The organism is Proteus mirabilis HI4320 (assembly GCF_000069965.1).
Lineage (GTDB): Bacteria > Pseudomonadota > Gammaproteobacteria > Enterobacterales > Enterobacteriaceae > Proteus > Proteus mirabilis.
In genome coordinates this window covers 3,057,768-3,074,866 of record NC_010554.1, presented here as the reverse complement: position 1 = coordinate 3,074,866, position 17,099 = coordinate 3,057,768, and the positions used below count along the sequence as shown (strand labels likewise).

Sequence of the window (17,099 nt, the reverse complement as noted above, 5' to 3'; positions counted from 1 at the left end):
TGATGTCATATAATGACTAATATAGTGAATTACTGAGTAAAATTTAATATTATTTACTGATATATACACAGTAAGACATAAATCTGGTTTGAGTTAAAAGACTATTTTGTTAATGTGGTAACACGCTGTGCTGACGAAAATCCTAACATTAACGGTTGTGGGTGTCGGCAAATATTTTTAATTCATATAAAATTGTTACCCGCGGATGAGATCTACTCCGCAACGACAGAAAGAAGTGATGCAAAACGTATTTGCTAAGATTTAAGATGATCGTTTGCAACGCGTAGTGACTCACTAACATAAACTGGAGAACGGGATGAAATCTTTATTAAAAACGACGTTGTTGGCAACAAGTTTAGCATTTGCATTTAGTGCACCTCATGCACTGGCAGAAGAGACAGCTAAAGTACCAACATTAAATAGCGCGTTTAAAACTCAGGATGAGCAGAATGCATATGCTTTAGGCGCGTCAATGGGTCGCTATATGGAAGCTGCATTAACAGAACAAAAAAATATCGGTATTAATTTAGATTCAAAACAATTATTAGCCGGTGTTCAAGATGCCTTTAATAATAAATCTAAATTATCAGATGCAGAAATTGAATTAACGCTGGCAGCTTTTGAAGATCAAGTACGTACGGTTGCAACGGCGAAAATGGAAAAAGAAGCTGCAGAGAATAAAGCTGCTGGTGATAAATTCCGTACAGAATTTGCGGCTGAAAAAGGTGTTGTTAAAACTAAATCAGGCCTACTGTATTTAGTTGAAAATCCAGGTAAAGGTAAAACACCAACAGATGCCGATCGCGTTACTGTGAACTATAAAGGTATGCTGATTGACGGTAAACAATTTGATAGTTCTTATGATCGTAAAGAGCCTTTAACTATTAGCCTGAAAAGTGTTATCCCAGGTTGGACTGAAGGTATGAAATACATTAAAGAAGGCGGAAAAATTAAGTTAGTTATTCCACCTGAATTAGGTTACGGTCAACGTGCAACGAGTGGCATTCCAGCTAACTCAACATTAGTCTTTGAAGTTGAATTGCTGAGTGTTGAAAGCGACAAATAATCAGTTGCTTAATGAAAAAATGCTGGAGTACTATTCCAGCATTTTTGTTTGTTTATTTTATTTTTTCTTCAACAATCATCGAGTTAGACTTTTTAAATACAAAAATAAGACCAATAATAATGGCGCCCATCCCCGCTAAGCTAAGCCAAGACATTTTATTGCCTAAGAAGATATAATCCATTAACGCAGTTACTCCCGGTACTAAATAGAATAAGCTAGTCACATTAACCAGATTACCTGCAGTTAACAGTCGGTAGAGTAGTAATTGTGCCACGACAGAAATAATAATTGCTAGCCAAAGTACGGGAACAATAAAACCAATATCCCAAGATTGCTGCATAGGTTGAAATGGAATAAATAATAAGCATAGCGTTAAACTAACCACATATTGTATCGGCAATGCCTCCATAGGCGCTAATTGTAATTTCTTTTGGGAAATTGCGCCAAAGCTCATACAGAGGAGTGCAATGAGTGCATAAATCATTCCTGTTAATGAGAGTGAAGTATTAAATAAACTCTGCGCAACCACTAATACTAATCCTATCAAAGCAATAAATAGTCCTAATAACCGACTCGCAGTAAAGTGTCGTTCAATGATCCATAAAGTGAGGATCGGCTGAATACCCATAATAGTGGCGAGCATCCCTGGTGTAATACTGTTAGCGAGCGCTAACAAGTAACAAATAGAGTAACCACCGATAATGAGCAATCCAACCCATGCTGTTTTTAAACGGCTTCCTTTAGGGGGAAGAAATTGGCGACGTTGGAGACAAAGTAGGGTAAGAAACAGTAATGCAATAACAAAACGCCAAGTCAAAATGGCAAATGAACTGCCATTATCTAAACCCCAACGAGAAAAAATAGCACCACTACTCCAAAGTAGAACAAAAAGCGTAGTTGGGGCAAACTTTGCCCAATATTGACCTAAAAACATAAGTAAACCTGTAAAAGTGTGTAGAAACAGCAGTAATGTCGAGATAACGGTTATGTCATTCTGATAGGAGAATCAATAGTAATAATCTCTCTGCATACATATAGTAATGAATATATTCTAGCCAGATAAATTATAGAAGTGCATAACAGTGCTAAAGGTAAACTGTTTTCCTAGCAACTTTTGCATAAAACAAGCGAGAGAAAATGTAGATATAGTCGGTTTCACCCGCGGATCGATATTTTATAATATTTGTTAAAATTTTTAGATAATTAGCATATTAATAGGGTTAACAACTTCTTAAAATAGCATAATATTTAAATATAACTGGTGTGCTTAGCTTCATTGATCTTTTTCTTGATCCCCGAAATAGGGTAATTTTATCAAGAGAAATGCGTGAGTAATGTAAAAATAGAAAGAAAATAAAGCAAAGCTGTGACCTATGACAAAGCTCTTATTCTAAGACTCTTGACGTAGATCCCTTGACGATTTAACGTCAAGATTGTACAGGACTTTATATTTAAATTTTAATATTGAATTGATTCATGAAGATGAATCATTATAAATAATAAGACCTCAAGTCATTATCATAATTAAAGCCTTTAAGGATTATATAATCAAATGTCTAGCCCGTTATTCTATGGTGACAGCAACGAGTTTGAAAAACTAGATAGCCGACCTTTTACTCAAACTGATCACGAAATTTTAAAGTCATATGAGGCTGCAGTAGATGGTTTAGCCATGTTAATTGGTCATCACTGCGAAATCGTATTGCACTCTCTGGAAGATTTGAAATGTTCAGCGGTTAAAATTGCGAATGGGGAACATACAGGCCGTAAGATTGGTTCACCTATTACCGATTTAGCATTACAAATGTTGCATGATATTACAGATGAAGATTCAAGTTTTTCAAAAGCTTATTTTACCCGTGCAAAAAGTGGCGCTTTGATGAAATCAATTACGATCGCTATTCGTAATCGTGAGCGCCGTGTTATTGGTTTATTATGTATTAATATGAACCTTGATGTCCCATTCTCTGAGATTATTAAAACCTTTATTCCTGAAGAAACTCATGAAGTGGCTTCTGATGTGAATTTTGCTTCTTCTGTCGATGATCTCGTGGCACAAACACTTGAATTTACGATTGAAGAAGTGAATAACGATCGTGAAGTGGCTAATAATGCGAAAAATAAACAAGTGGTGTTAAATCTTTATGAGAAAGGGATCTTTGATATCAAAGACGCGATAAATCAGGTTGCTGATAGACTGAATATTTCTAAACATACTGTGTATCTCTATATCCGCCAATTTAAAAATGGAGAATAGAGTAATACGATGAATCTGACATATTGCTTGCTGGTGACTGGGCCACATTATGGCACGGAACAAGCTTCTAGCGCTTATTTATTTGCTAAAGCGTTACTTGAAAAAGGTCATCACATCGCACAAGTATTTTTTTATCGTGAAGGTGTGTCCAATGCTAATCAATTGGTCTCACCCGCAAGTGATGAATTTGACTTGCCAAAAGCCTGGATAGCATTGGCTTCACGCTACAATATCCCTTTGCAGGTTTGTGTTGCTGCAGCATTACGGCGTGGTGTTGTTGATGAGCAACAAGCTAAAGAGCAGGGGTTACTGAGCAGCAATATGGCAACAAAGTTTGAGCTAAGTGGCTTAGGAGCCCTCGCTCAAGCGATGTTAACTTGTGATCGTGTGGTGCAGTTTTAATGAAGAAAATGAATTCTGTGGCGTTTATCTTTACTCAGGCACCTCATGGTAATAGTGCTGGGCGTGAAGGTTTAGATGCGCTATTAGCAACTTCCGCCTTAACCGAAAATATAGGTGTTTTTTTTCTTTCTGATGGCGTGTTCCAATTACTGGAAAATCAACAGCCTGAAGGCGTTCTTTCTCGTCATCATGCAGCTACATTTAAAGTCCTCCCCTTGTATGATGTGACAAACGTCTATATATCACAAGAAGATCTAGCTCATCGTGGTTTATCGTCACAAACAATGTTTATTCTTGACGCCAAGGTTATAACAGCTCAAGAGATTGCTCAGAAACTGAGTCACTATGACGTGGTATTACGTTTTTAATGATGAGTTAGTCAAGAAGGATGAACGGTTATGTTGTATACTTACTCCGTCTCTATTTACCAAAGTGATTTGGACGCATTTTTGTCTTTATTGACAAAGCATGATGAAGTTTTATTAATCCAAGATGGTGTACTAGCCGTTCTTGAAGATAATCCTTTATTAATTTATTGTCTGGCTCAGCAAATTTCTGTTTATGCATTAATTGATGATGTTCTCGCGCGAGGCCTAAAAGATCAGGTTTCTCATCAGATTAAACTTATCAATTATGGTGATTTTGTCGATTTAACGGTAAAACACCCCCAACAAATTCACTGGGGCGCGTAGAATTGCTGTATAATTCTTGACACATGAGCTCGTCAGCAATAAAATTCTGCGTCCTCATGTTTTGTCTTGTCGACAAGACAGAGTTCAAATCCGTGTTTACGAAGCAAAAACCAGGAGCTTTTTTTAAATGGCAACTATTAATCAGCTGGTGCGCAAATCTCGTAGCTCGAAAGTTGTTAAAAGCAACGTTCCAGCTCTGGAAGCTTGCCCGCAAAAACGTGGCGTATGTACTCGTGTATATACTACCACTCCTAAAAAACCAAACTCAGCACTGCGTAAAGTATGCCGTGTTCGTTTGACTAACGGTTTCGAAGTTTCTTCCTACATCGGTGGTGAAGGCCACAACTTGCAGGAGCACTCCGTAATCCTTATCCGTGGTGGTCGTGTTAAAGACTTACCAGGTGTGCGTTACCACACTGTTCGCGGCGCGCTGGACTGTTCCGGTGTTAAAGACCGTAAACAAGGTCGCTCTAAGTACGGTGTGAAGAAGCCAAAGGCTTAATGGTTCTCCGTTAAGTAAGGCCAAACATTTTTTCACAATTAATGTCAAAATAAACTCATCGAGTTTTGGACAACCCTGAATTTTAAACGGAGTATTTCCATGCCACGTCGTCGTGTAATTGGTCAACGTAAAATTCTGCCAGATCCTAAGTTCGGATCAGAACTACTGGCCAAATTTGTTAACATTCTGATGGTAGACGGTAAAAAATCTACTGCAGAATCTATTGTTTATAATGCGCTAGAGACCCTGGCTCAGCGTTCAGGCAAAACTGAACTGGAAGCGTTCGAAATCGCATTAGATAACGTACGTCCTACTGTGGAAGTTAAATCCCGCCGTGTTGGTGGTTCAACTTACCAAGTTCCAGTTGAAGTACGCCCAGTTCGTCGTAATGCATTAGCAATGCGTTGGATTGTTGAAGCTGCTCGTAAACGCGGTGATAAATCCATGGCTCTTCGCCTGGCAAATGAATTATCTGATGCGGCTGAAAACAAAGGCGCTGCTGTTAAGAAACGTGAAGACGTTCACCGTATGGCAGATGCAAACAAGGCGTTCGCACACTACCGCTGGTAATCCGCGAAGTAGTCGCAACTCTTTTCAGGACAGCTATGCTGTCCTTTACCTGAATTGAACGCCCACGAGAGAGGAAAAAATGGCTCGTCAAACCCCCATAGCACGCTATCGTAATATCGGTATTAGTGCGCACATCGACGCCGGTAAAACCACTACAAGTGAACGTATTCTGTTTTATACCGGTGTAAACCATAAAATTGGTGAAACTCACGAAGGTTCAGCAACAATGGACTGGATGGAGCAAGAGCAGGAACGTGGTATCACTATCACATCCGCTGCAACTACTGCATTCTGGTCTGGTATGGCTAAACAGTTTGAGCCTCACCGTGTAAACATCATCGACACCCCGGGACACGTTGACTTCACTATCGAAGTAGAACGTTCTATGCGTGTTCTTGATGGCGCGGTTATGGTTTACTGTGCAGTTGGTGGTGTTCAGCCTCAGTCAGAAACAGTATGGCGCCAGGCTAACAAATATCATGTACCACGTATCGCGTTCGTTAACAAAATGGACCGTATGGGTGCAAACTTCTTACGTGTAGTTGAACAAATCAAAACACGTTTAGCTGCAAACCCAGTTCCACTGCAAATCCCAGTAGGCGCTGAAGAAGATTTCACTGGTGTTGTTGACCTGATCAAAATGAAAGCGATTCGCTGGAATGAAGAAGATCAAGGCGTCACCTTCGAATACGAAGACATTCCTGCTGATTTACAAGATCTAGCAGAAGAGTGGCACAACAACCTGATCGAATCTGCAGCTGAAGCATCAGAAGATCTGATGGACAAATATCTGGGCGGTGAAGAACTGTCAGAAGCAGAAATTAAATCTGCGCTGCGTAAACGCGTTCTAGATAACGAAATTATCCTGGTTACCTGTGGTTCTGCATTTAAGAACAAAGGTGTTCAGGCGATGCTGGATGCAGTTATTGAATATCTGCCAGCACCAACAGATGTACCTGCAATTAAAGGTATTTTACCAGATGGTAAAGATACTCCAGCAGAACGTCATTCAAGCGATGAAGAGCCATTCTCTGCACTGGCATTTAAAATCGCAACTGACCCATTTGTTGGTAACTTAACGTTCTTCCGTGTTTATTCCGGTGTTGTAAACTCTGGTGACACAGTTCTGAACCCAGTTAAAGACAAAAAAGAACGTTTTGGCCGTATCGTTCAGATGCATGCTAACAAACGTGAAGAAATTAAAGAAGTTCGTGCAGGTGACATCGCTGCTGCTATCGGTCTGAAAGACGTTACTACAGGTGATACACTGTGTGCAATTGATGCACCAATCATCTTAGAACGTATGGAATTCCCAGAGCCAGTAATCTCTGTTGCTATCGAACCTAAGACTAAAGCTGACCAAGAAAAAATGGGTATCGCTCTGAACCGTCTGGCTCAAGAAGATCCATCTTTCCGTGTATCTAGTGATGAAGAGTCTGGACAGACTATCATCGCAGGTATGGGTGAGCTACACTTAGACGTGTTAGTTGACCGTATGCGTCGTGAGTTTAAAGTTGAAGCGAACGTAGGTAAACCACAAGTTGCTTACCGTGAAACAATTCGCGAAGAAATTACTGACGTTGAAGGTAAACACGCTAAACAATCTGGTGGTCGTGGTCAGTATGGTCATGTTGTTATTGACCTTAGCCCATTACCATCAGGTGGTGAAGAGAACTATGTGTTTGTCAACGATATCGTTGGTGGTGTAATTCCTAAAGAATTCATCCCAGCTGTTGACAAAGGTATCCAAGAACAGCTGAAATCAGGTCCTTTAGCCGGTTACCCTGTTGTTGATATCAAAGCTCGTCTGCACTTCGGTTCTTACCATGATGTTGACTCCTCAGAGATCGCGTTTAAAATTGCTGCATCTATGGCCTTTAAAGAAGGTTTCATGAAAGCAAAACCGATTCTGTTAGAGCCAATCATGAAAGTTGAGATTGAAACGCCAGAAGATTACATGGGCGACGTTATCGGTGACTTAAACCGTCGTCGTGGTATGGTTGAAGGTATGGACGATCTACCTACTGGTAAGATCATTCGTGCACAAGTACCACTGGCTGAAATGTTCGGTTATGCAACTGACCTGCGTTCACAAACTCAGGGTCGTGCTTCATACTCAATGGAGTTCTTGAAGTACAACGAAGCGCCTAGCAACGTCGCTCAGGCTATTATCGAAGCTCGTAAAGCGAAATAAGATCCTTTCGAGTTCAATTTAGTTTACGCTCCCTCTGTGAGAGGGAGCGATATTAAGGAATATAGTCGTGTCTAAAGAAAAATTTGAACGTTCAAAACCGCACGTTAACGTTGGTACTATCGGCCACGTTGACCACGGTAAAACAACTCTGACTGCTGCAATCACTACAGTTTTAGCTAAAACTTACGGTGGTGCTGCTCGTGCATTCGACCAAATCGATAATGCGCCAGAAGAAAAAGCGCGTGGTATCACCATCTCTACTTCACACGTAGAATACGATACTCCAACTCGCCACTACGCACACGTAGACTGCCCAGGTCACGCCGACTATGTTAAAAACATGATCACTGGTGCTGCGCAAATGGACGGAGCTATTCTGGTAGTAGCAGCAACTGATGGTCCAATGCCACAAACTCGTGAGCACATCCTGTTAGGTCGTCAGGTTGGTGTTCCTTACATCATCGTATTCCTGAACAAATGTGACATGGTAGATGATGAAGAGCTGTTAGAATTAGTTGAAATGGAAGTTCGTGAACTTCTGTCTCAATACGATTTCCCAGGTGATGACACTCCAGTAATCCGTGGTTCAGCGCTGAAAGCACTGGAAGGCGAAGCAGAGTGGGAAGCAAAAATTGTTGAATTAGCAGAAGCACTGGATTCTTATATCCCAGAGCCAGAGCGTGCAATTGACAAACCATTCCTGTTACCAATCGAAGATGTATTCTCAATCTCAGGCCGTGGTACAGTAGTTACTGGTCGTGTAGAGCGTGGTATCATCAAAGTAGGTGATGAAGTTGAGATTGTTGGTATCAAAGAAACCACCAAAACAACTTGTACTGGCGTTGAAATGTTCCGTAAATTACTTGACGAAGGTCGTGCAGGTGAGAACGTAGGTGTTCTGCTGCGTGGTACAAAACGTGAAGAAATCGAACGTGGACAAGTACTGGCGAAACCAGGTTCAATCAACCCACACAACAAATTTGAATCAGAAGTTTATATTCTGAGCAAAGATGAAGGTGGTCGTCACACTCCATTCTTCAAAGGCTACCGTCCACAGTTCTACTTCCGTACAACTGACGTAACTGGTACTATCGAATTACCAGAAGGCGTAGAAATGGTAATGCCAGGCGACAACGTGAACATGATCGTTGAACTGATCCACCCAATCGCAATGGACGAAGGTTTACGCTTCGCAATCCGTGAAGGTGGCCGTACAGTAGGTGCGGGTGTTGTTGCTAAAGTATTAGGTTAATTACTCGGTAATTTTCCTAAAGAAGGGCATCAATTGATGCCCTTTTTATGCGTTGTTTGAAAAAGAACCTATCTCATCACTAGTTTTCTGGAAATTATTGGTGAGATAGGCTCTGATACAACGAATTGAGTCCAGTATCTTGCAGATACGAATGTCATAGAGATATGACGCTGTGTCAGATGCAATCATAGTTTATTTATGGTTAGTCTGATTTGTTTTGCTCTTGCGAGGCAAGCTGGCTATTTATTTACATCATATGGACAGGTTAATTTATGAGTGCGAATAGCGGAGCTCAAGATAGCAAACGCGGTGGTGATATCGCTAAGTGGATCATTACCGTCTTATTGCTGGTAGTAGCAGTGGGTGGCAACTATCTTTATCGTGAATTTAACCTTGCGTTGCGGGCTTTAGCGGTTGTTATTCTGTTCGCGGCTGCGGGCGGAGTTGCGTTGTGGACAACACAAGGTAAAGCAACACTAGCATTTGCTCGCGAAGCTCGAATTGAAATGCGTAAGGTAGTATGGCCAACGCGTCAAGAAACATTGCAGACAACATTAATCGTTGCTGCGGTGACGGCTATTGTGTCATTGGTTCTTTGGGGACTGGATGGCATTCTGGTTCGTTTAGTTTCATTTATTACTGGCCTGTGAGGTGTTCATGACTGATTCTCCTAAAAAACGCTGGTATGTTATTCAAGCCTTTTCAGGCTTCGAAGGCCGTGTAGCACAGTCTCTGCGTGAACATATCAAATTAAACGAAATGGAAGACTCATTTGGCGAAGTTATGGTTCCAACAGAAGAAGTTGTTGAGATCCGTAGCGGACAGCGCCGTAAAAGTGAGCGTAAATTTTTCCCAGGCTATGTTCTTGTCCAAATGGTCATGAATGATGCAACTTGGCATCTTGTGCGTAATGTGCCAAGAGTCATGGGTTTTATTGGCGGTACTTCAGACAGACCTGCACCAATTAGTGATAAAGAAGTTGATGCGATCATGAATCGTCTACAACAAGTTGGTGACAAACCACGTCCTAAAACACTGTTTGAACCAGGTGAAATGGTTCGTGTTAGTGATGGTCCATTTGCTGACTTTAACGGTGTTGTTGAAGAAGTTGATTACGAGAAAAGTCGCCTGAAAGTGTCTGTTTCTATCTTTGGTCGTGCGACCCCAGTGGAATTAGACTTTAGTCAGGTTGAAAAAGGTTAAACCTTTTTACTCGCCTTTCTTGCAAAAGGTGGAAAAGTTCACTACAATTTTCCACCTTTCGTTTTGAGTTGTTTTGTCATGAGACAAAACAAAGTAAATCGGGGAGCCCTAGCCGGGCGATATACCCACATTGAGGAATTAATTAATGGCTAAGAAAGTCCAAGCCTATATCAAACTGCAAGTTGCAGCAGGTATGGCTAATCCAAGTCCACCAGTTGGTCCAGCTCTGGGTCAACAAGGTGTTAACATCATGGAATTCTGTAAAGCATTCAACGCTAAAACTGAAAGCGTAGAAAAAGGTTTACCAATCCCTGTTGTTATTACAGTTTACGCAGACCGTTCTTTCACTTTCGTGACTAAAACTCCTCCAGCAGCGATTCTGCTGAAGAAAGCGGCGGGCGTGAAATCAGGTTCTGGCAAACCGAACAAAGAGAAAGTAGGTAAAGTAACTACTGCTCAAGTTCGTGAAATTGCAGAAACTAAAGCTGCGGATCTGACTGGTGCTGATGTTGAAGCTATGATGCGTTCAATTGAAGGTACTGCTCGTTCCATGGGCCTGGTAGTGGAGGACTAATCTGATGGCTAAACTAACCAAGCGCATGCGCAATATCCGTGAAAAAGTAGATGTAGTGAAACAGTACGAAATCAATGAAGCAGTTGCTTTATTGAAAGAGTTAGCTACAGCTAAATTTGTTGAAAGTGTTGATGTTGCTGTTAACCTCGGCATCGATGCTCGTAAATCAGACCAAAACGTTCGTGGTGCTACTGTTCTGCCACACGGTACTGGTCGTTCAGTTCGCGTTGCTGTATTCGCACAAGGTGCAAATGCAGAAGCTGCTAAAGAAGCTGGTGCAGAATTAGTCGGTATGGATGACTTAGCTGCTAAAGTTAAAGCTGGCGAAATGGACTTTGACGTTGTAATTGCATCTCCAGATGCAATGCGCGTTGTTGGTCAATTAGGCCAAATCCTTGGTCCACGCGGTTTAATGCCAAACCCGAAAGTGGGTACTGTAACACCTAACGTTGCTGAAGCTGTTAAAAATGCTAAAGCTGGTCAGGTTCGTTACCGTAACGACAAAAATGGTATTATCCATACCACTATCGGTAAAGTTGATTTCAACGAAGCTCAGTTGAAAGAAAACTTAGAAGCTCTGCTGGTTGCGCTGAAAAAAGCAAAACCATCTTCAGCTAAAGGCGTTTATATCAAGAAAGTAAGCCTGTCTACCACTATGGGTGCAGGTGTTGCTATTGATCAAGCAAGCTTAAGCGCGACAGTTTAATCCTCGATTAGACTAAAAGTCATAAAAGACTTTACCTTGGCGTCAAATTTGTATAGAATTTGACGCCTTGAGTTTAGCTATGTTGTATTTTGAATGTGAGTCAACATAACTAAATTCCCAAATTCGGTTGGAGTCTGGCCTATCCAGACCCCGTCCAAGACCGCAGGTGTAAGTAATTACTTAATTTTCCTGCGTAGACGGTGAGAGAGCCAAAAAGAATTTTATATTCTGGATTCTGCTCACCGTGTTTTAGCGCTTATTTCCATTGTGGCAATAAGTGATGTGAGTCCCGAGTTTTTACTCGGTTAATCCAGGAGCAAGAAGCTAATGGCACTAAATCTTCAAGACAAACAAGCGATTGTTGCTGAAGTCAGCGAAGTTGCCAAAGGCGCGCTGTCTGCAGTTGTTGCGGATTCCCGTGGTGTAACTGTAGATAAAATGACTGAACTGCGTAAAGCATGTCGTGAAGCTGGTGTTACTGTACGTGTAGTACGTAACACATTGCTACGTCGCGCTGTTGAAGGTACTTCTTATGAAGTGCTGAAAGACGCATTTGTTGGTCCTACCTTGATTGCTTTCTCTTCTGAACACCCGGGCGCTGCAGCTCGTCTGTTCAAAGATTTCGCGAAAGCGAACCCAGCATTCGAGATTAAAGCGGCTGCCTTTGAAGGTGAGTTTATCCCAGGTTCAAACATTGATCGCCTGGCTACACTACCAACTTACGAAGAAGCAATCGCACGCCTGATGTCAACCATGAAAGAAGCCGCTGCCGGCAAACTGGTTCGTACTCTGGCTGCACTGCGCGATCAGAAAGAAGCTGCTTAATAGCCAATTTCCTTCGTTGCTTTACTACGTATAAACTTTTTCTGAATTTTAGGAACAATTGTTATGTCTATCTCTAAAGACGATATCTTAAATGCAGTTGCTGAAATGTCTGTAATGGACGTTGTTGAACTGATCACTATGATGGAAGAAAAATTCGGTGTATCTGCTGCTGCAGCTGTTGCTGTTGCTGCGGGTCCAGCAGAAGCTGCTGAAGAAAAAACTGAATTCGACGTTATCCTGAAAGGTATCGGCGGTAACAAAGTAGCAGTAATCAAAGCAGTACGTGGCGCTACCGGTCTTGGTCTGAAAGAAGCTAAAGACTTAGTAGAATCTGCTCCAGCAGCTCTGAAAGAAGGCGTAAGCAAAGATGATGCTGAAGCTCTGAAGAAAGCTCTGGAAGAAGCAGGTGCTGAGGTTGAAGTTAAGTAATTTAACTTCCCAGAGAGCAGCCTAACGGCTGATGGCTGGTGATTTTTTGGTCACCAGCCTTTTTGCGCTGTAAGGTAAGAGTAGCTTTTTCACACTTTTTTGGCTTCCTCTTTACCTCAATATTTTTTGCTATTGACGACTTAATATACTGTGTTAGCCACTACGATCCACGTTTTTCCAAAAGCTCGGTAGTGTGCGCAATGCAATGAAATGATTTAAGAGTAATAGCAATAAGTATTATGGAAAATTCTATTTTCCTACCTACAAAAAAACAGTGTTAGATGAATGTCGTGTCACCCTTAATAACAAGGGCAGGCAGAGTGGGTCACTTTTCAGCGAGCTGAGGAACCCTATGGTTTACTCCTATACCGAGAAAAAACGTATTCGTAAGGATTTTGGTAAACGTCCACAAGTTCTGGATGTTCCCTATCTCCTTTCTATCCAACTTGACTCGTTCCAGAAGTTTATCGAGCAAGATCCTGATGGTCAAAATGGGCTGGAAGCGGCTTTCCGTTCCGTATTTCCAATCCAAAGCTACAGCGGCAATGCTGAACTGCAATATGTCAGCTACCGCCTTGGCGAGCCTGTTTTTGATGTTAAAGAATGTCAGATCCGTGGTGTAACTTATTCTGCACCATTACGTGTAAAACTGCGTCTGGTCATTTATGAACGTGAAGCCCCAGAAGGCACCGTTAAAGACATCAAAGAACAAGAAGTCTATATGGGTGAAATCCCATTAATGACCGATAATGGTACTTTTGTTATCAATGGTACTGAGCGTGTTATTGTGTCCCAGTTACATCGTAGCCCTGGTGTGTTCTTTGATAGCGATAAAGGTAAAACGCACTCTTCAGGTAAAGTACTGTATAACGCACGTATTATTCCTTATCGTGGTTCATGGTTAGACTTCGAATTCGACCCTAAAGATAATCTTTTTGTCCGTATTGACCGTCGTCGTAAATTACCAGCGACTATCATTTTACGCGCAATGAACTACAGCACCGAAGACATCTTAAATCTGTTCTTCGAGAAAACAACGTTTGAAATCAGTAATAATAAACTGATGATGACGTTAGTTCCTGAGCGTCTGCGTGGTGAAACAGCTTCATTTGATATTGAAGCAAACGGCAAAGTTTATGTCGAAAAAGGTCGCCGTATTACTGCTCGTCATATTCGTCAGTTAGAAAAAGAACAAATTGAGCGCATCGAAGTACCTGTTGAATACATCGCAGGTAAAGTAGTGGCTCGTGACTATATTGATGAAGCGACAGGTGAATTGATTTGTGCTGCTAACATGGAAATCTCTTTAGATGTGTTAGCTCGCTTAAGTCAAGCTGGTCATAAAACCATCGAAACACTGTTTACCAACGATTTAGATCATGGTGCTTATATTTCAGAAACTATTCGCGTCGATCCTACCAACGATCGTTTAAGCGCATTAGTTGAAATCTATCGCATGATGCGTCCTGGTGAACCACCAACTCGCGAAGCGGCAGAAAACTTATTTGAGAACTTATTCTTCTCAGAAGATCGTTATGATCTCTCTGCGGTTGGTCGCATGAAGTTCAACCGCTCTTTAGGTCGCGAAGAAGTTGAAGGTTCTGGCATCTTAAGCCAAGAAGATATCATTGAAGTGATGAAAAAACTGATTGATATCCGTAATGGTAAAGGTGAAGTGGATGATATCGACCACTTAGGTAACCGTCGTATTCGTTCTGTTGGCGAAATGGCTGAAAACCAATTCCGTGTTGGTCTGGTGCGTGTTGAGCGTGCAGTTAAAGAGCGTCTATCTTTAGGTGATCTTGATGCATTAATGCCACAAGATATGATCAATGCAAAACCGATTTCTGCTGCAGTTAAAGAGTTCTTTGGCTCTAGCCAGTTATCGCAGTTTATGGATCAGAATAACCCGCTGTCAGAAATTACCCATAAACGTCGTATTTCTGCATTAGGCCCTGGTGGTCTGACTCGTGAACGTGCAGGCTTCGAAGTTCGAGACGTACACCCAACTCACTATGGTCGTGTGTGCCCAATCGAAACACCTGAAGGTCCAAATATCGGTCTGATTAACTCATTATCTGTTTATGCACAGACTAACGAGTACGGATTCTTAGAAACGCCTTACCGTGTTGTAGAAAACAACGCTGTAACAGATGAAATCCACTATCTGTCTGCAATTGAAGAAGGTAACTTCATCATTGCTCAGGCTAACTCCGTATTAGATGATGATGGCCACTTCGTAGAAGAATTAGTAACTTGCCGTCATAAAGGTGAGTCAAGTTTATTTAGTCGTGATCAAGTTCAGTACATGGACGTTTCAACTCAACAGGTTGTTTCTGTCGGTGCTTCACTGATCCCATTCCTTGAACACGATGACGCCAACCGTGCATTGATGGGTGCGAACATGCAACGTCAGGCTGTTCCTACACTTCGTGGTGATAAACCACTGGTAGGTACAGGTATGGAACGTGCTGTAGCGGTTGACTCCGGTGTTACTGCGGTAGCAAAACGTGGTGGTACTGTTCAGTATGTTGATGCTTCTCGTATCGTTATCAAAGTAAACGAAGATGAGACTTATGCTGGTGAAGCAGGCATTGATATTTACAGCTTAACTAAATATACCCGCTCTAACCAAAACACATGTATTAACCAAACACCTTGTGTTTCTTTAGGTGAACCTGTTGAACGTGGTGATGTACTTGCCGATGGTCCATCAACAGACCTTGGTGAACTTGCATTAGGTCAAAACATGCGCGTGGCATTTATGCCATGGAATGGTTATAACTACGAGGACTCCATCCTTGTATCTGAGCGTGTTGTTCAAGAAGACCGTTTCACAACTATCCATATTCAAGAACTTGCTTGTGTGTCTCGTGATACTAAGTTAGGGCCTGAAGAGATCACTGCAGATATTCCTAATGTTGGTGAAGCTGCGTTATCTAAACTGGATGAATCAGGTATCGTTTATATCGGTGCTGAAGTGAAAGGCGGTGATATTCTGGTAGGTAAAGTAACACCGAAAGGTGAAACTCAACTGACTCCAGAAGAGAAACTGCTACGTGCTATCTTCGGTGAAAAAGCATCTGATGTTAAAGATTCTTCTCTGCGTGTTCCTAACGGTGTATCTGGTACAGTTATTGATGTACAAGTCTTCACCCGTGATGGCGTAGAAAAAGACAAACGTGCATTAGAAATCGAAGAATCGCAATTACGTGAAGTTAAAAAAGACTTAACAGAAGAGTTACGTATCTTTGAAGCGGGTCTTTTTGCACGTATTCGTGGCGTTCTGATTGCCGGCGGTATTGAAGCTGACAAATTAGATAAACTACCTCGTGAACGTTGGTTAGAACTGGGTCTTGCTGATGAAGAGAAGCAAAACCAGTTAGAACAATTAGCTGAACAGTATGATGAACTGAAAGCTGAATTCGCGAAGAAACTGGAAGCTAAGCGTCGTAAGATCACTCAAGGTGATGATTTAGCACCGGGTGTATTGAAGATTGTTAAGGTTTATCTGGCTGTTAAACGTCAGATCCAACCTGGTGATAAGATGGCGGGTCGTCATGGTAACAAGGGTGTTATCTCTAAGATTAACCCAATTGAAGACATGCCATACGATGAAAACGGTAATCCTGTTGACCTCGTACTGAACCCACTGGGTGTACCATCACGTATGAACATTGGTCAGATCCTTGAAACTCACTTGGGTATGGCTGCTAAAGGTATCGGTGATAAAATCAATGCGATGCTGAAACAGCAACAAGAAGTGGCTAAGTTACGTGAATTTATCCAGAAAGCTTATGATCTGGGTATGGCACCTCGTCAGAAAGTTGATTTGGACACCTTCAGTGATGAAGAAGTGTTACGTTTGGCTGAAAACCTGAAAAAAGGTATGCCAACTGCAACACCTGTGTTCGATGGTGCAGAAGAGATGGAAATTAAAGAGATGCTGAAATTAGCAGATCTTCCAACTTCTGGTCAGATTACACTTTTCGATGGTCGTACAGGTGAACAATTCGAACGTCCAGTAACTGTAGGTTACATGTACATGCTGAAACTGAACCACTTAGTTGATGACAAGATGCACGCCCGTTCTACCGGTTCGTACAGCTTAGTTACTCAGCAACCTCTTGGTGGTAAAGCACAGTTTGGTGGACAGCGTTTCGGGGAGATGGAAGTATGGGCACTGGAAGCATACGGTGCGGCTTACACGCTACAAGAAATGCTTACTGTTAAGTCGGATGACGTTAACGGTCGTACCAAAATGTACAAAAACATTGTTGATGGTAACCATCAGATGGAACCAGGTATGCCTGAGTCGTTCAACGTATTGTTGAAAGAGATCCGTTCACTGGGTATCAACATCGAATTGGAAGACGAATAACGTATTCCATGAAAGCAGACTGCTAAATATGGCAGTCTGCTAAACA

The 17,099-nt window shown here is 41.8% G+C and carries 17 protein-coding genes; 16 read left to right on the top strand and 1 reads right to left on the bottom strand.

Annotation, left to right across the window (positions count from 1 at the left end):
• The first annotated feature begins 316 nt into the window (after positions 1 to 316).
• Entirely contained in the window at positions 317 to 1,066 is a 750-nt protein-coding gene (gene fkpA / locus PMI_RS13835; protein WP_004246889.1) for an FKBP-type peptidyl-prolyl cis-trans isomerase, read from the top strand.
• Between the two features lie 52 nt (positions 1,067 to 1,118).
• Here fkpA and PMI_RS13830 read toward each other — a convergent pair whose 3' ends face one another.
• On the bottom strand, positions 1,119 to 2,000 hold the full coding sequence (locus PMI_RS13830; protein ID WP_004246890.1) for a DMT family transporter: 882 nt from the start codon (positions 1,998 to 2,000) through the stop codon (positions 1,119 to 1,121).
• 618 nt (positions 2,001 to 2,618) lie between these two features.
• Between PMI_RS13830 and PMI_RS13825 the strand changes: the two genes are divergently transcribed.
• The 15 genes from PMI_RS13825 (at position 2,619) to rpoB (ending at position 17,053) form a co-directional block, all read left to right on the top strand.
• A complete protein-coding gene (locus PMI_RS13825) occupies positions 2,619 to 3,323 on the top strand; it encodes a helix-turn-helix transcriptional regulator (protein WP_004246891.1) in 705 nt (234 codons plus the stop codon).
• Between the two features lie 9 nt (positions 3,324 to 3,332).
• The gene (gene tusD, locus PMI_RS13820) at positions 3,333 to 3,725 is read left to right on the top strand and encodes a sulfurtransferase complex subunit TusD (RefSeq protein ID WP_004246892.1); all 393 of its coding nucleotides are present in this window, start codon (positions 3,333 to 3,335) and stop codon (positions 3,723 to 3,725) included.
• The gene (gene tusC / locus PMI_RS13815; RefSeq protein WP_004249124.1) at positions 3,725 to 4,093 is read left to right on the top strand and encodes a sulfurtransferase complex subunit TusC; all 369 of its coding nucleotides are present in this window, start codon (positions 3,725 to 3,727) and stop codon (positions 4,091 to 4,093) included. The genes tusD and tusC overlap by 1 nt, the downstream gene beginning before the upstream one ends.
• Positions 4,094 to 4,123: 30 nt before the next feature.
• A complete protein-coding gene (gene tusB, locus PMI_RS13810) occupies positions 4,124 to 4,417 on the top strand; it encodes a sulfurtransferase complex subunit TusB (RefSeq protein ID WP_004246894.1) in 294 nt (97 codons plus the stop codon).
• A gap of 127 nt (positions 4,418 to 4,544) precedes the next feature.
• Entirely contained in the window at positions 4,545 to 4,919 is a 375-nt protein-coding gene (gene rpsL, locus PMI_RS13805) for a 30S ribosomal protein S12 (RefSeq protein ID WP_004246896.1), read from the top strand.
• Positions 4,920 to 5,018: 99 nt separating this feature from the next.
• On the top strand, positions 5,019 to 5,489 hold the full coding sequence (gene rpsG, locus PMI_RS13800) for a 30S ribosomal protein S7 (RefSeq protein ID WP_004246897.1): 471 nt from the start codon (positions 5,019 to 5,021) through the stop codon (positions 5,487 to 5,489).
• 79 nt (positions 5,490 to 5,568) lie between these two features.
• Positions 5,569 to 7,683: an elongation factor G gene (gene fusA, locus PMI_RS13795; RefSeq protein WP_012368509.1), complete on the top strand. Its 2,115-nt coding sequence runs from the start codon at positions 5,569 to 5,571 to the stop codon at positions 7,681 to 7,683.
• 67 nt (positions 7,684 to 7,750) lie between these two features.
• A complete protein-coding gene (tuf, locus tag PMI_RS13790; RefSeq protein WP_012368508.1) occupies positions 7,751 to 8,935 on the top strand; it encodes an elongation factor Tu in 1,185 nt (394 codons plus the stop codon).
• Between the two features lie 272 nt (positions 8,936 to 9,207).
• On the top strand, positions 9,208 to 9,585 hold the full coding sequence (gene secE, locus PMI_RS13785) for a preprotein translocase subunit SecE (protein ID WP_004246899.1): 378 nt from the start codon (positions 9,208 to 9,210) through the stop codon (positions 9,583 to 9,585).
• 7 nt (positions 9,586 to 9,592) lie between these two features.
• A complete protein-coding gene (nusG, locus tag PMI_RS13780; protein ID WP_004246900.1) occupies positions 9,593 to 10,138 on the top strand; it encodes a transcription termination/antitermination protein NusG in 546 nt (181 codons plus the stop codon).
• 145 nt (positions 10,139 to 10,283) lie between these two features.
• Positions 10,284 to 10,712, top strand: coding sequence for a 50S ribosomal protein L11 (gene rplK, locus PMI_RS13775; protein ID WP_004246901.1), 429 nt, complete (start codon positions 10,284 to 10,286; stop codon positions 10,710 to 10,712).
• A 4-nt stretch (positions 10,713 to 10,716) separates the two neighbouring features.
• On the top strand, positions 10,717 to 11,418 hold the full coding sequence (gene rplA, locus PMI_RS13770; RefSeq protein ID WP_004246903.1) for a 50S ribosomal protein L1: 702 nt from the start codon (positions 10,717 to 10,719) through the stop codon (positions 11,416 to 11,418).
• Positions 11,419 to 11,745: 327 nt separating this feature from the next.
• Positions 11,746 to 12,243 (top strand): 50S ribosomal protein L10, encoded by a 498-nt coding sequence (rplJ, locus tag PMI_RS13765; protein ID WP_004246904.1) that lies wholly within the window; start codon positions 11,746 to 11,748, stop codon positions 12,241 to 12,243.
• Positions 12,244 to 12,306: 63 nt separating this feature from the next.
• Complete coding sequence (rplL, locus tag PMI_RS13760) at positions 12,307 to 12,672, top strand: 50S ribosomal protein L7/L12 (protein WP_004246905.1); 366 nt, start codon at positions 12,307 to 12,309, stop codon at positions 12,670 to 12,672.
• A gap of 352 nt (positions 12,673 to 13,024) precedes the next feature.
• Complete coding sequence (gene rpoB, locus PMI_RS13755; RefSeq protein ID WP_004246906.1) at positions 13,025 to 17,053, top strand: DNA-directed RNA polymerase subunit beta; 4,029 nt, start codon at positions 13,025 to 13,027, stop codon at positions 17,051 to 17,053.
• The last annotated feature ends 46 nt before the right edge of the window (positions 17,054 to 17,099 follow it).